The following is a 13,719-nucleotide window of genomic DNA, read 5'->3' on the forward strand; positions in this document are numbered from 1 at the left end:
ACCGATGGCGACGATTTGGGGAGCGTTGAAGCCCGCATATCCGACTCTGAGGGCGCGGCGATCGCGACATGGGAGAAGTCATACATCCTCAGGTTGAATTACCCCTCGGACCCTGACATCCTGATCAGGGGGGGGGCTATGAACATCGTTTTCGGACTTTGGGCTGACGGTGGCGCTAGCCCCGACCACGGCGGCGGCGCGGGCGGTTCGATGGGCCAGCCGGTCGTCGGTCCGGCAGGGCTCGTCGACCTCCTTGAGGTGTCACTCGGTATTGGCGGCCCGCGCAAGCCGCAGGTCGTGCGTATCGCGTCATTTCAGTCAACACTGGAAGGTCTCGAGGGCGAGTTCTTCTGGTCGGGATCGCTCGGAATGGACCCGTGGTCCACAGCCCGCACGCTACTCGCCTGGCGCGACGAGCTGATTGGGCTCGGATGGCGGCAAGATCTGCCCTGGCACGAGCCTCGGCTTGCTGACCTTGCGGTCGCATGCCGCGCCGCGAGCCAACTGCCGCCCGGGCTGTCCGACCGCATCGCCGCGGTGTTGAAAGAGTTTGAGGAGACCAACGCGCCGCCTATCGAACGCATCCGGCTCATAGATTCGATAGATTTGCACCCTTCCCCGATCCGCCGTCTCGTCGTTGGTCTTCGGGATCTCGGCAGCGCGCTGGAGACAATCGAAATTCGGCCTGCGGCCCCTCCCGAAACATCCCTCGGCAAGCTTCAGAGGTGGATGCTCGGTGCTCCCGAGGCGTTGGAGGGTTCGGACGGAACCGTGACGGTGGTGTCCTCGGTGAGCGAACCGCTCGCGGCCGAAATCGTCGGGCAGTGGTTCGCGGGGCAGACCGCCGGTGGGATCGCACTCGTTGCGCAGGATGGTGACACCGACCTCCTCGACCACGGGCTTAGCGGGTTCGGACAGCCACGGGCTGGTCGTAGCCGCTCATCTATCCACCGAGGTTCGCTCCAACTGCTGTTGCTCGCCTTCAAAAGCGCGTGGGCTCCCTTCGATCCTCACGCACTCATGGAGCTCCTGGTATTTCCAAACTCGCCGGTGGCGCCCCGCGCGGCATGGCATCTCGCCTCCGCTCTGGAGAAAGCTCCCGGCCGAGGCGGGCCGGAATGGGAGCAGGCATGGGCGAGGATCACCGAGAAGGAGCGCGAGCGAGCTGGAAACGATGCGGACGAGCTTGCAGCGGTCGGTCCACGATTGGCTCGCTGGCGGGAATGGGCGGAGCAGGAAACGGCCAACCCGATCGTGGGCATGCCCCTCGAACAGTCGCTGCAGATATGCGATCGCGTCACAACGTGGGCTGCGCGTCGATACGCCGTGACCAGCGACCTCCTCTACGCGGCGACGTCCACCCTCGCCGGCGAAGTGAGGACAGCAATCGCGGCTATTGGGCGTGACCGGCTTCCGCGGCTGCTGGTGGAACGCGTAATCGATCAGGCGCTCGATCTCGGGCAGTCGAACCCCAGCTCGCGGGCTGAAGCCGCGAGCTGGCGAAGCGTGCCTCATCCTGGTTCGGTCTGGGCGCCCACGACTTCCGTCGTCTGGTGGAACTTCGGCACGACACGTGAGGGCACAGCCCGGTCGCCATGGTCCGATGGAGAGCGGAGGGAGCTGGCGGCAGCCGACTGCCCCGCAGACGAGGTGACGGTGTGCGCGCGCGCAGCTAGCGCCGCCTGGGAGCGCGTGATCCTGAACGCGCGCGGGAAGGTTCTGCTGGTCGCAGGTGGGCTAGACTGCGAAGCCGACGACAGCCTCCATCCGCTTGCGCACCGGCTGAAGCCGGCGCTGGACGTTGTCGGCACACGGATCGGGCTGGAGGCTGCGCTCAGCACACCCGCGCTCACGATCGCGGGGACGACGATTGAGCGGCAGGCCATCGCACCGCGGTCGCTGCCCACGGCACGCTTTTCGTGGGAGACTCCGGCGGGTTTCTCGCCGAGGCTCGCGCAGATCACCGAGTCGGCCACGTCGCTCGAGAACCTTCTGTCGTGCCAGCTCATGTGGGCGCTCCGGCACGTCGCCCGGCTGAGACCGGGTCGCGTCCGGTCGATCCCCGATGCTAACCAACTGTTGGGAAACCTGGCGCACGCCATCGCGCGCGAGGTGTTCACACCGGGCACGCCCCCTGAGCCCGACATGGCCGCGCAAAGCGCGACGGACCTGCTAGAAGGTCGGATCGATCAGCTCGCTGCGCCGCTGCGGCATCCCGAATTCGCCGAGGAGCTAAACTTCGCACGCCGCCGGCTGCCCGGTGCGATGGCAAGCCTGGCACGCTGCCTCTCCGACAACCATCTCACGGTGGAGTCGACCGAGCAGCAGGTCAGTGGGACATTCGAACCGCTTCTCGCCCTGCGTGGCGCCATCGACCTAGTTGCCCGCGACAGATCGGGGAATGCGGTCATCATCGACCTCAAATGGACGCGCAGCGAGAAGGCCCGGATGGAAGAGCTCTCCAAAGGGCGGGCCGTGCAGCTAGCCACCTACGGTGCGCTCTTTTCCGGGGAACAGCCGTATAGGGCGGGTTACTTCCTGCTGAACCAGAGGCAGTTCGCAACACTCGAAGGCAGCGGTCTCGTCGGGCGTCTCATCGACGGGGATCGTTCATTCCCCGACACTTGGGCAGCTATCGTCGCCGCTTGGTCGATATGGCGGACATCGGCGGAGGCGGGTCAGATTCTTGCCACCGGCATCGAGGGCGTCGGGGACCATCTACCACCTGAACTCACAATCGATCGCGACGTGCACTGCGAGCGATGCGACTACTCAACGTTGTGCCGGGTCAGGGGGCTGGCATGACGGAAGCGAGCACCATGCAGAACCGGGTCGACACGACCATCGCGAGCGCCGGTACGGGCAAGACGTACCGGCTGGTCGAGGAGATCGTGGCCGAGGTTGGCGCAGGCCTGCCGCCGCACCGTATCCTCGCAACCACGTTCACTAAGAAGGCGGCGGCCGAACTTGTCGGCCGCATCAGGGCGAGGCTGATCGAGGCCGGTCGACCGGACCTCAGTGCGGCCATGCTTTCGGCGCGCATTGGCACGGTGAACTCCGTATGTGGATCGCTGATCTCAGAGTTCGCTTTCGAGTTGGGGCGATCACCAGTGGCCGAGGTCATCGCCGAGGACCGGCAGGCGTCCGTGTTCAGCCGCGCGGCAGGTCCGGTGATCGAGGAATTCGGACCCGCTATCTCGGAGATCGCTGAGCGCTTCGGTGTCCAGGCCCGCAGCTACTCCGTGCACGGTCGAACGGTCCGGGGGTGGCAGGACGACGTCAGGCGCGCCGTTGATCTCGCTCGTTCGAACGGCATCCCGCCTGAGCGTCTCGCGCATTGCGCAGGTCGTTCGGCCGCTGGGTTGCTAGGACTCCTTCCCGCCGCTACGGGCCAGGCCGCCGAAGCATTCGACGCGGCGTTGGCATCGGCGTTGGAAGCCTGCACCGTGGAGCTTGACCGAAACAAGAGCGGGCTCAAGGCCGGAACGCTCAACAAGGACGTGCCGACAGTCGACAAGGCCGTGCGGACGCTCCGCGGCGGCGATCGAATCTCGTGGCCAGACTGGGCTCGACTCGCGAAGCTCGGCGCGACGAAAGCGGACGAAGCGCTCTTTACCCACGTGGTCGCGGCCGCTGCAGCCCATCCGAGGCATCCCGGCCTCAAGTCTGACCTCCAGCGGTACATCGAGCTCATCTTCGACTGTGCCGCCAGTTGCATGACCGCATACGGGGAGTACAAGCGCGCTCGCGGCCTCCTCGACTTCGTTGATCAGGAAATGCTCGCCCTCGACATCATCAGCAATCCAGCAAACACGGAACGCCTGCGCGAACTCATCGGGGCGGTATTCGTCGACGAGTTCCAAGATTCGAGTCCCATCCAAATCGCGATCTTCACCGCGCTGTCGCGCATCGCTGGCCGGAACCTGTGGGTCGGCGACCCCAAGCAGTCGATCTATGGGTTCCGCGATGCCGATCCGGCTCTCACCAGCGCCGCGTCCGCGGCCATCACGGCGGCGACCGGCGGCATGACGGGCTACCTTCGCCGCTCGTACCGCGCTCGCCCCCAGCTAGCCGGCTTCGTCAATGCAGCGATCGCCCCCAACATGCTGAGGGTTGGCATGTCGGCGGAAGAGATCATGTTCGACGGCTGCGAACGCACCGAGGATCCGGACGGACAGCCGGGCCTCTCCTTTTGGGACATGTCGGGCAAGAACAAGGTAGCTCGAACCGCGATACTCGCAGGCCGCATCGCCGGCCTGCTTTCCGATCCGGCCGGGTGGACAGTGGCGATGAAGGGCGGCGGCACCCGAGAGGCGCGCGGCTGTGACATCGCCGTGCTGTGTCGAGGCAATGCCCAGGTGGGCGATCTGGCCTTCGCGCTGTCCCAGCACGGCATCCGCGTCGCGGTTGAGCGGTCAGGGCTCCTCTTCCAGCCCGAGATTGAGTTCGCGCTCGCCGCATTCAGGTGGATTGCCGACGCGAGCGACACGCTCGCGCTCGCCGAGCTGGCACGCCTTGCGACGGAGACCGACGAATGGTTCGCCGCCGTGTTCGACGAGGACGCCAAGGCCGGCCTGATCGCCCGCGTGCCGTTCGCCGACGCGCTGGCTGCGATCCGCGACCGGGCACACCAACTCACGCCCGCGGAGATATTAGACGCCCTCCTGCACGCCGAGACAGTCTTCGCCACGTTGCTAGGCTGGGGTAACGCCGAACAGCGCCTGCAGAACCTAGAGGCGCTGCGAGGCATGGTCGAGGCATATCAGGACGAGCAGCATGCCGAGCGACAGGCCGCGACCCTAACTGGGGCGTGCGAGTGGATCGCCTCGCGCGATAACGCGCGACAGCCACAGAGCCGCCATCCCGATGCGGTGAATATCATGACCTACCACGCGGCCAAGGGTCTCGAGTGGCCGATTGTGATTCTGACCGAGCTCGACGCGCCCGCGAAGGGTTCACCCTTTGGCATGATCGCCGAGGACGAGGCGGCACCGGACTGGGGTTCGCCCCTCGCCGCCCGGGTCCTGCGCTTCTGGCCCTGGCCGTACGGCGAACAGCAAAAGGACGTCGGCCTCGACGTTTCCGCGCCAGCAAGTCCGGAAGGCATCGCGGCCCTCGCTGAAGAACGCCTGGAGCGTACGCGCTTGCTCTACGTGGGGCTGACGCGCGCCCGGGACCACCTGGCTCTCGCCACTACCGGTGGATCGCAGACCTGGCTCGAAGAGCTGCAAGCCGACAGCGGCGCGCCCTTGATTTCGAACGCCGGGACGACGATCAACGTGGGCGCAGAGGCATTCGCAAGTCGGTCGTCCCCGGATGCATTGGACCCGGCAGAGGCGACCAGCGATCCAGTACAGGAATATATGCGTCCTGCATCGGCGCCGATCGCCCACCCGCCGCTCCGGATCCGACCTAGCGACGCAATCCTACTAGAGGCGGACGTGGTCGTTGCGGCCACCGAGAGGCTCGGCGACCGCATACCCCTGGTGGGCGATCCCGACCCACAGTTGCTCGGAGAGGCCATCCACCGCTTCCTGGCTGCGGACGATCCTAATACGGGCACGACCACGCGCACATCACGTGCGGCCGCAACCCTCGCCCGCTGGACCGTGCCGCAGGTGGCGCCGGCAGACCTCGTCGAGATCTCGGATCGGCTGCGCAGTTTCGTCGACACCAGGTTTGACGGCGCAGCCAAACTGAAGGAGTGGCCGGTTCATGCCGAAGACGGCCTTCAGGTCGTGGTAGGCCGCCTCGACCTTCTGGTCGACCTGGGCGACGGCTATGCTATCGTCGACCACAAAAGCTTCCCCGGCTCGGTGACGATCGACCAGGATCGGCTGCGCGAGTTCGCGGGCCAGGTCTCGCAGTACGCTCGTGCGATCGAACGGATCACTGGCAGAAAGCGCATTGAGTATTGGATCCATCAGCCGATCGCCGCGGTAATGACACGCATTGAGCTAACGGAGTGATTCCTCGGATTGCGCGTCGCCGCGAAGACCCAGCATTCGCAAGGACAGCGAGCGTCGAGATCATTCCGACCTTGAAGCTGGGCATTGCAATCATCCTCGCTGATGAGAGGAGCGCTGATCGCCAGTCCGGCAAGATTGCACCGACAGAACTGGCTGTAGGCCAAGGCACTCGATCAGCCGCATCTCACTGACGACGTTAGGTGCCAACCAGACCACAAAATCATGATAACGCCGACAGCGCCGCCGCTCGCCGGAGCATCTCTAGCTGCCGGTCATCCACTTGCGGACTCGTTCCGAAATCGCTCCCATCCACCGTGACGGCGGGTGCTCGGCTTTCGTGTCTCCCGCTGCGAGCTTGCGGACATCGAAGCTCATGTCGCCGACCGCGGCCTGCGGGTAGTGCGGACAGGGAGCGGATGCCATGCGCCGAAATCGTTCGGCTTCGATAACGACGCCGGAATTACCGTCATAGGAGAGATAGGCGCCAGCCCTGGCCCGACGACTCCATGGCGTGACCATCTGTACGACCAACCCAACGGCCAGTGACGCAAGCACGCCGTTTGACCACACGACCTGCGGACGCCCGCCAGCAGCGCCATACTTGCGGGCTTCTTCGGCCAATGCCTCGTCAGTGACAACCCCCATGCAGCGCAGGCATGGGCTACCCGGCTGGGAAAGGACGACCTGGCCAGCGACCAGATGACCATGCCCAGCCTCCAGCTTATGCACGTCCATACCCTGGTCGATGTACGGGATAAGAAAGCGTCTGCAGAAAGCATCGAGTTCGTCCTTGCCCCGTACGTTGTCGAGGCCCCCCACGATGACGTTGCAGCGCTTGAGCGTGTCGCCCACGAGCTGCCATTTCTCGCGATGGATCTCGACCCGCGCCTTCGGATTGATCGCCTTGATCATCCGTTTCATGATTTCGACCTTGACCGTCCGCTTCAGGACGTACCACCAGGTGCCTCCGATCAGTCTATTGAGATTGGTCAGCGAAATCCGGTCCTCATCCACCAGGACGAAGTTGCCGATGCCAACATGCGCTAGTTGCTGAGCGACGTGCGAGTTGCCGCCGCCGACTCCCACTAGGCCGACGGTGACCTCGGCTAGACGCCGTTCGCTGTGCGCGCCCAGAAAGCTCTGTCGATCAAGCCAGTTCATATTTCGAACTCCACTGCTCGACGATCGGTTGGTCGACCCGAATGAATCGGTCGATCGGGACGGAAGGCCTGCCGGGCTTGAGCCAAAGAATGCCCGTTGCCGCGTCGTTGCTCAGCACCAGCAGTCCATGCGGCATCTTCGGACAGGACTGAAAAAAGCCCGGCACGAACGTCTTGCCGCTATTGAGGTCCACCCCGCTGAAACGAGGAACCCCGCGACCGCCATGCGTATGGACATGCAAGAGGGTCGACGCCGGTCGATAGGCCGCCTGCGCGGCTTTGCGCATGGCGTTAGAGCCGATCTGTGCACCGATGCCGGACGCGACTTCGTAGTCCTCATCGGCGACCGCCATGTAGCCGCGAGCCAGCAGCATCACGCCATCCGGCGCCGCAGCAGCGCCGGCCATAAGGAAACCGACGCGCTCGTGGGCGAAGAGGTGCGGCCTCGCCAGGTCGCGCCGGATCTGGTCGAGCAGAGAACCGGTGATCTTGAGCGCCACCTTCATTTGAGCTGCCCCAAGTGGTTGGCGAGAATCTCAGTCCAGGACAGCGACGACGGCACATTATTGAAGGACATGGCGTGCCACGCGCGGCCCATGATGTGATGCACGGTCCAGTTCTGACCGCGGTTAGGAAAAGGCTGTGACAGGAAGAGCCGCGTCGTGTAGCCGGAATGGTTGCTGGGACAGAGCAGGCCATCTACCGTCACAGTGCCTGCGTTGTGTCGAATCTTCATGCCAGGCAGGAAGACGAGAGGTTGACCCGCCTCGTCCCAGAGTTCGGCAACACGGTTGATCCGCCGCAAGGCGGCAAGCTCGATCTGCGCGGTCATGACGACTGACCCACCGGCGGATGGGAGGCGAACTCCATGCCGTCCCTGACCTTGAGGCGCTCGCCCGGCGCCATCTCGCGGAAGACGCCGTCGGAACCGATGACGTCCAGCTTGTAGCCGGCGGGAACGCCGAACTCCGTCATCAACTCCTCGGTAGTGTAGACGCGACGCTCGAGCTCGAACTCGGTGTCGCCGCCGTAGATCACCGTCACCGTCTTCTTCCGCTTGCGCAGCTTGAAGCGCTCGGCGTCGCCACCGCCGATATCGACCTCGTCGTCATCGTCGAAGACCAAGTCGACGCCACGACGCTCCAGGGTCAGCATCTGCTCGTCGCCGGCGCCTGCGAGGAACTTGATCTGCCAGACGATGGGCTTCTTGCGGGGCCACTCCATCGCCAGGCCGTCGACGAAAAAGCGATGCGTATCGCCACCCTCGACGACGAAGAAGCGACTGACTTTGTTCTTATCGAGCTCGGAGGTCTCAGTGGGGCGGAGGCTTTCCAGCTCGCCCGTGTTAAGATGCCGCAACACCACGTAGTTTTCGACGGGGTGTTTGCCGACGGACATGGCAACCTGGGCGCCGGTAACCTCGGCATCGTCGAACGTGACCGTGACAAAGTCGAAATCCTTGTCACCGATCTGGACTTCGAATGTGCCGTTGCCCTGCTTCCGGTTTCCGTCGGTGTTCATCAGAACCGCTTCCATAAAGTTCTCTCCATTTCCATGCGCGTCGGATGGGCGCGCCAAGGCTTGACGGAATCCCGAAAGGGACAGATAAGTTTGTTCCAGTCCGTTATGAGACAGTACCTAATCGGACTTGAATTGCAAATCAAGTCCGATTTGACACAATCCGAGGAGACCTATGGACACGAGCAAACGGACACAGGCCGCAGAGCAGCCCCAAGGGGCATACCCCTCCTCCCTCGACTTCTTCTTCAAACTCGCGGAAATCTGGGACTTGAGCACCGATCAGCAGATCAAGTTGCTCGGGGCGCCGGCTCGCTCGACGTACTTTCGCTGGCGCAAGGATGGCGGCGACGTTTCTGCGGATACGCTCGAGCGAATCTCACATCTGGGCTCGATCTATAAGGCCCTTATGATCCTGCTCGACTCACCCGAGGCCGCCGTGCGGTGGATTCGCCGACCAAATCGATACTTCGAGGGAGCGTCCGCCCTTGACGTCATGCTCACTGGGAACCTGAGCGACATCATAAGGGTGCGACAGTACGTCGACGCCCAACGCGGAGGATAAGTTCGGTGTACCCGCAGATCGAAATCGACGGGCACTATCGCCGGTTGATCCCGTCAAAGTTCCCAACGATCGATATCTACGAGAAATTCGGATCTCGGGACATGCAAGCTTTTGCTGCCGAGCTCGAGGTAGTGACGAACCCGCGCCTCGCCGCCAAGTCACGTATCACCGGAGGAGACATTTCGGCAGATACGAGTTCTGTCAGGCTACAGCACTGGAACCATGCTCCATTCGCTTACCCAATGCCAGAAGGCACATGTTTTCTGCCGCCTCCCTATTCGGTCATGGAGCTCGCAACAGACGAGCATGGCGCACTCGCCAAAGCTATTCTTCGCCGTGAGGAATTTCTTTCTCAAACCGACGAGCCGGTTTGCGGCGTCGACCTGAGGATGATCACCAACAGGGTTGTCGGAAGCTTTATCGACTTGCGTGGCCTGTCTCCTGACACCCCTCTGTCGACCCGGCGAATGCTTGGGCAACGTCTCTATGAGGACGGCACGCATGGTGTTCTTTTCAGGATGACGGAGTTGCCTGGTTACGAGTTCATCAGCGTCTTCAACGTGGGCACCCTGGTCGAAAAGGGTGTTCAGGGTGCCCACTACCGGTTTCGATGGGATGGCCGCCGGATCGGTCGCATTTATGATTTTGGAGCTGACCGAGACATTGACCGCAGCGAGATCATCGCAGTGACGATGGCCGCGGCCTAGGACTATGGAGCCCTGAAAAGCGAAAGCTGGCAGAGTTAGCCATGGGCCCTTCTTGCCATCGGCCGGCGCCAACCAGACTGCCCGAAAGCGGATGTTCCAGACGTCGCGAAAGGGCCTCGATGGGAAGTCGCGTTCTATGCTGCATCAGCCTTCTTTGGCCGCCCGACATCTCCGAGTCGGTCGATGCGCAAGGTCGGACCGTCCGGAAACCGTGCCACGATCTCGAGGCTGCCGCCGGCGGCCTCGACGTAGCCCTTGAGCGTGCTGAGCAGCAGGTCGGCGCGCTTCTCAAGTTTTGAGACCCCGGCCTGATCGGTATGCAGTCTCGCGGCCAAGGCCGCCTGGCTCAGGCGGCGCGCCTTGCGGAGCTCCTTGAGGCCGACATACTCGGCCATCACCTCGCGGCTACGCTTTGCGATCGCGGCCTGCTCCGCGACTGGGAGTTTGGCCAGCGTCTCGTTCCAGGAGGTGGTCATCGTTTCGGCCCTCTCTTCGATTGCGGTGGCACGATCAGCGTCGCAAGATGGTCGCGATACCGCTCGTCGGCGATCGGCAGATTGACTTCGTAGAAGCGGCTATCGCCGCCCTTGTTGCCGCCGACGAGCAAGATGGCTGACCGTCTTGGGTCGAAGGCGAAGAAGATTCGCCAGGGGTCGCCGCCGATCTGGACCCGCAGCTCTTTCATGTTCGGATAGACCGAACCCTTCAGCGTATCGGCATGCGGCCGCCCGAGCGTCGGCCCGACCTCTTGCAACAGGCTGATTTTGGCTGCGATCTCGACCCGGACGCCGCGTTCGAGAGTCAGGAACCAGCGCTCGAACTCAGCAACCGATTGAACAGCCCAAGCCATGGAGCTGATATGCCCTGAATGGCATTATGCCGTCAAGTGCATATATCTGCCTGGTCACATGATCCCCCAGGCGCGATACCGCTTCCGGCCCGTCAGTTCGCGCGGCAGGCTGCCGCCGAGTTCTCTCAGCATGGCCTCGACCGCTTGGGGCGAGACCTGCAGCCGCGCCGCGGCCAGTTGCACCGTCACCAGCGGCGACGTGATGAACAGATCGACCAGCTCCGCCAATTTCGAATTCCCCCTTCTCTTTTCACACCTCCGCAACATCACAGCCCGGGCCAAGGTCAACCGATCGAGATCGGCCTGGCCGACCGCGGCCGCCTCGGCAAAGGCACCAAGCAGCCCCGTGATCCGGGCACTGGGCGCCAAATGCGGGCTCCACCTAAATTTCCCCCGCCTCAGCCCCAACCCGAGCGCCGGCAAATGCGCCGCGGCCAACCCCCGCTGCCGCAACAGCGTCGCGGCAAAGGCAAAGCCGAGCTCGCCCGCGCGTTCCGACGGCTCGAGCCACAGCCAGGCATCGAGCGCAAGCGCGGCGGCGAGGGTTGCCGGCAGTCCCCTGCCCTCCTCCAGGATTTGGTGCCAGCGCGCGAACCGCCCGGCGGCGTCATAGCCGGGATCGCGCAGGGTCAGATTCTTGCGGCCTTCGTCAGAGGTCAGGTCGTTCCAGGCATCGAGCTTTTTTCGCGTCCGCACCAGAAGCGCGTCGATTTCGGCGAAGGCCGGATCGGCATGATCGCGTGCGTCCTCATCCTCCAGGTCCAGGCTATCCTCATCGGCCTGGTCCTCGTCGTCGTCCCGTCCGATCCGGTCCCATGGCGCGACCTGTTTCGCGGTCCCCGAGGCGGTCGTCGCCCCGTCCGTCTGATCCGATTGCGAAAATCCTTCGATGCCGAGGCGCTGTCGCAGGGCACTTGGGCTCAAAATCTCGGCCGGCTCGCGCCGGGCCAGGCGCCGGCGCTCGTCCAGCATGGCGGCGGCGCGGGCGATTTCGCGCGTCGGACTGCGCACATCCATGCCGGCATCGTGCAGGACGAGATCCTCGAGCGGGCACAGGCCGCCGGTGAGCCCGATCAGCGCCTGGGCTTCAAAGGCGTGGCCACGCTGGCGCGCGCCTTCGGCCAGGACGGGATTTGCGCGGGCCAAACGCTCGTCAAAACGGGCGAGCGCGATCGCCGCGGTCTCGGAGGTTGTCGCTTTAACTTAACGATTTCAATGGATGAAAAGTTATGCTTTGTTTGGGCTTAGCAGCAGAGACGGCCTCGATTTATCGTTACGGATTTCAATGTCCGCTCGATTGACAAATCGATTGCATGTTCGAAAACCGGCGCCCGCCGGCTCACACACTGATGAGTCATGGTTAACGGCGCGTCGTGTCGCCCGCGAACTGGACAAGATAATCGATGGTCAGGGACCGCGCCGGGTGGCAATTGAGCGTGTGGCCGCGGAGCTGCGCCTGACGACCCGCCAAGTCTACAATCTGTTGGCACGGTATCGTATCGATCGGACGGTGACGTCGCTCCTGCGCGATGGTGACCGGACCCGGAAGAAACGTCTTCAGGAGGCCGTTGAGACAATAATCGCGGCTACTCTCCGACAGCAGTGGCTGGTGCAGGAGGGGCCGCCGCTTGCACCTGTCGTCGACGAAATACGCGCCCGATGCGAGGAAGCCAATTTGGCCCCGCCATCCTATCCCACGATCGCCAGCCGCATTTTTGTGCTGTTCAGCCCTGAGGAGATCGCCAAGAAAAGATCCGCCAACCCGAAGCATCTCAACCGGCTCAAGCCGCGGCCGGGATACATCCATGCGGCGCGACCGCTTGACGTCTGCCAGATCGATCACACACCGACCGACATCAATTTTGTCGAGGTCGTCGAGGGCGGCGGGGCCTTTGTCGGTCGGGCATTTCTCACGATTCTCATCGACGTAGCGACCCGCTGCATCGTGGGCTTCTGCCTCACGTTGGAGAAGCCGTCAGCATTGTCGGTCGCGCTCTGTCTCGCCCAGGCGATGTGTCCGAAAGACGGATGGTTGGCCGCGCGCGGCATTGACCATAGGTGGCCGATGTTCGGCCGACCGCGACTGCTCGTCACAGATTCTGCCAAGGAGTTTAAAGGGCATGCCTTCAAGCGTGGATGCGAGGACTATGGCATTCGCATCCGCTATCGGGACCGAGGCCGCGTCCATCAAGGCGGCGTGGTCGAGAGGCTGCTTGGAAAGCTCAACGCCGTTCTCGCCACGCAGCCCGGCTCGACAGGCCGATCGGTGGCGGATCGCGATGAGTATCCCGCAGAACAGCGAGCTCGTCTCAGCTTTGCCGATCTAGAACAGTGCATCGCGCTCACCGTCATTGACCACAACCTTCACCAGAACGAGAAGACATTGAAGGTGCCAGCGGCCGAATGGGAGCGGCAGGCGCGGGATCTCCCACGCTTCGATGATGACCCTTCGCGCATTTTACTGGCATTCCTTCCGGGAAAGGCAAGGTGTCTATCGCAGCAAGGGATGAGGATGTTTGCACTGGAGTACTACTCTCCATGGCTAGGTGTCCTGGTTCCGCAGCGAGATCGGCTGGGCAAGCTCGATGTGCGATACGACCCTCGCGACATCAGCCATGTCTATGTGCGCGATCCTGATACGCGGGAGTTTCGGGCGGTCGAGCGACGCGATGGAACGCTTGTGCCAATGACGTTGTGGGAACACAAAGCCGACCGCTTCCGTCGGCGCGCCGCGGGTGCCCGCACGGCTGTCGAGAAGGTGGCAATCCCCCGACGCATCGCAGAAATCGCCGGCGGGCCAAAACCGTCGAGGGGCGAGTTGCGCAACGCCGTGCGCCGGACACTCGCGGCAGAAGCGGCCAAACCCTACGATGCCATGCGCGAATCGCCGCCCGCGCCACCCGAGCATCCCGCCCGCCAGAAGCGCCGCCTGCCGGTCGAGGACTGGTGA

General features: G+C 63.5%; 12 protein-coding genes. 5 read left to right on the forward strand and 7 right to left on the reverse strand.

The features are described from left to right. Window positions 1-138 precede the first annotated feature (138 nt). Together BHK69_RS30795 and BHK69_RS30800 are read left to right on the forward strand one after the other, a co-directional pair. Complete coding sequence (locus tag BHK69_RS30795; protein WP_148663739.1) at window positions 139-2,805, forward strand: PD-(D/E)XK nuclease family protein; 2,667 nt, start codon at window positions 139-141, stop codon at window positions 2,803-2,805. Further along, entirely contained in the window at window positions 2,802-5,969 is a 3,168-nt protein-coding gene (locus tag BHK69_RS30800) for a UvrD-helicase domain-containing protein (protein ID WP_158516312.1), read from the forward strand. The genes BHK69_RS30795 and BHK69_RS30800 overlap by 4 nt, the downstream gene beginning before the upstream one ends. A 261-nt stretch (window positions 5,970-6,230) precedes the next feature. Here BHK69_RS30800 and BHK69_RS30805 read toward each other — a convergent pair whose 3' ends face one another. The 4 genes from BHK69_RS30805 to BHK69_RS30820 are packed head-to-tail and all read right to left on the reverse strand — an operon-like array spanning window position 6,231 to window position 8,665. Beyond that, entirely contained in the window at window positions 6,231-7,130 is a 900-nt protein-coding gene (locus BHK69_RS30805) for a HesA/MoeB/ThiF family protein (RefSeq protein ID WP_069694272.1), read from the reverse strand. Further along, the gene (locus BHK69_RS30810) at window positions 7,117-7,635 is read right to left on the reverse strand and encodes a hypothetical protein (protein ID WP_069694273.1); all 519 of its coding nucleotides are present in this window, start codon (window positions 7,633-7,635) and stop codon (window positions 7,117-7,119) included. Before BHK69_RS30810 ends, BHK69_RS30805 begins: the two co-directional genes overlap by 14 nt. Then, window positions 7,632-7,961, reverse strand: coding sequence for a hypothetical protein (locus BHK69_RS30815; protein ID WP_069694274.1), 330 nt, complete (start codon window positions 7,959-7,961; stop codon window positions 7,632-7,634). Before BHK69_RS30815 ends, BHK69_RS30810 begins: the two co-directional genes overlap by 4 nt. Then, on the reverse strand, window positions 7,958-8,665 hold the full coding sequence (locus BHK69_RS30820) for a multiubiquitin domain-containing protein (RefSeq protein WP_069694275.1): 708 nt from the start codon (window positions 8,663-8,665) through the stop codon (window positions 7,958-7,960). The genes BHK69_RS30815 and BHK69_RS30820 overlap by 4 nt, the downstream gene beginning before the upstream one ends. 157 nt (window positions 8,666-8,822) lie before the next feature. Between BHK69_RS30820 and BHK69_RS30825 the strand changes: the two genes are divergently transcribed. Next, entirely contained in the window at window positions 8,823-9,212 is a 390-nt protein-coding gene (locus tag BHK69_RS30825) for an antitoxin Xre/MbcA/ParS toxin-binding domain-containing protein (RefSeq protein WP_069694276.1), read from the forward strand. Between the two features lie 5 nt (window positions 9,213-9,217). Further along, complete coding sequence (locus BHK69_RS30830; protein ID WP_069694277.1) at window positions 9,218-9,919, forward strand: RES family NAD+ phosphorylase; 702 nt, start codon at window positions 9,218-9,220, stop codon at window positions 9,917-9,919. A 134-nt stretch (window positions 9,920-10,053) separates the two neighbouring features. On the opposite strand, the gene BHK69_RS30835 is transcribed toward BHK69_RS30830, so the two are convergent. The 3 genes from BHK69_RS30835 to BHK69_RS30845 are packed head-to-tail and all read right to left on the reverse strand — an operon-like array spanning window position 10,054 to window position 11,915. Next, entirely contained in the window at window positions 10,054-10,395 is a 342-nt protein-coding gene (locus tag BHK69_RS30835; RefSeq protein WP_069694278.1) for a helix-turn-helix domain-containing protein, read from the reverse strand. Continuing rightward, window positions 10,392-10,769: a type II toxin-antitoxin system RelE/ParE family toxin gene (locus BHK69_RS30840; RefSeq protein ID WP_069694279.1), complete on the reverse strand. Its 378-nt coding sequence runs from the start codon at window positions 10,767-10,769 to the stop codon at window positions 10,392-10,394. The genes BHK69_RS30835 and BHK69_RS30840 overlap by 4 nt, the downstream gene beginning before the upstream one ends. A gap of 54 nt (window positions 10,770-10,823) precedes the next feature. Continuing rightward, window positions 10,824-11,915 (reverse strand): RHE_PE00001 family protein, encoded by a 1,092-nt coding sequence (locus BHK69_RS30845; protein WP_083269958.1) that lies wholly within the window; start codon window positions 11,913-11,915, stop codon window positions 10,824-10,826. Between the two features lie 139 nt (window positions 11,916-12,054). Between BHK69_RS30845 and BHK69_RS30850 the strand changes: the two genes are divergently transcribed. Continuing rightward, entirely contained in the window at window positions 12,055-13,719 is a 1,665-nt protein-coding gene (locus tag BHK69_RS30850; RefSeq protein WP_069694366.1) for a TnsB C-terminal domain-containing protein, read from the forward strand.

Origin of the sequence: Bosea vaviloviae (assembly GCF_001741865.1) — a bacterium.
Classification (GTDB): Bacteria; Pseudomonadota; Alphaproteobacteria; order Rhizobiales; family Beijerinckiaceae; genus Allobosea; species Allobosea vaviloviae.

Excerpts from the sequence above, each read along its gene's own strand:
- BHK69_RS30795 (WP_148663739.1), top strand. The coding sequence starts at position 139 with ATGAACATCGTTTTCGGACTTTGGGCTGACGGTGGCGCTAGCCCCGAC.
- BHK69_RS30800 (WP_158516312.1), top strand. The coding sequence starts at position 2,802 with ATGACGGAAGCGAGCACCATGCAGAACCGGGTCGACACGACCATCGCG.
- BHK69_RS30805 (WP_069694272.1), bottom strand. The coding sequence starts at position 7,130 with ATGAACTGGCTTGATCGACAGAGCTTTCTGGGCGCGCACAGCGAACGG.
- BHK69_RS30810 (WP_069694273.1), bottom strand. The coding sequence starts at position 7,635 with ATGAAGGTGGCGCTCAAGATCACCGGTTCTCTGCTCGACCAGATCCGG.
- BHK69_RS30815 (WP_069694274.1), bottom strand. The coding sequence starts at position 7,961 with ATGACCGCGCAGATCGAGCTTGCCGCCTTGCGGCGGATCAACCGTGTT.
- BHK69_RS30820 (WP_069694275.1), bottom strand. The coding sequence starts at position 8,665 with ATGGAAGCGGTTCTGATGAACACCGACGGAAACCGGAAGCAGGGCAAC.
- BHK69_RS30825 (WP_069694276.1), top strand. The coding sequence starts at position 8,823 with ATGGACACGAGCAAACGGACACAGGCCGCAGAGCAGCCCCAAGGGGCA.
- BHK69_RS30835 (WP_069694278.1), bottom strand. The coding sequence starts at position 10,395 with ATGACCACCTCCTGGAACGAGACGCTGGCCAAACTCCCAGTCGCGGAG.
- BHK69_RS30840 (WP_069694279.1), bottom strand. The coding sequence starts at position 10,769 with ATGGCTTGGGCTGTTCAATCGGTTGCTGAGTTCGAGCGCTGGTTCCTG.
- BHK69_RS30850 (WP_069694366.1), top strand. The coding sequence starts at position 12,055 with ATGTCCGCTCGATTGACAAATCGATTGCATGTTCGAAAACCGGCGCCC.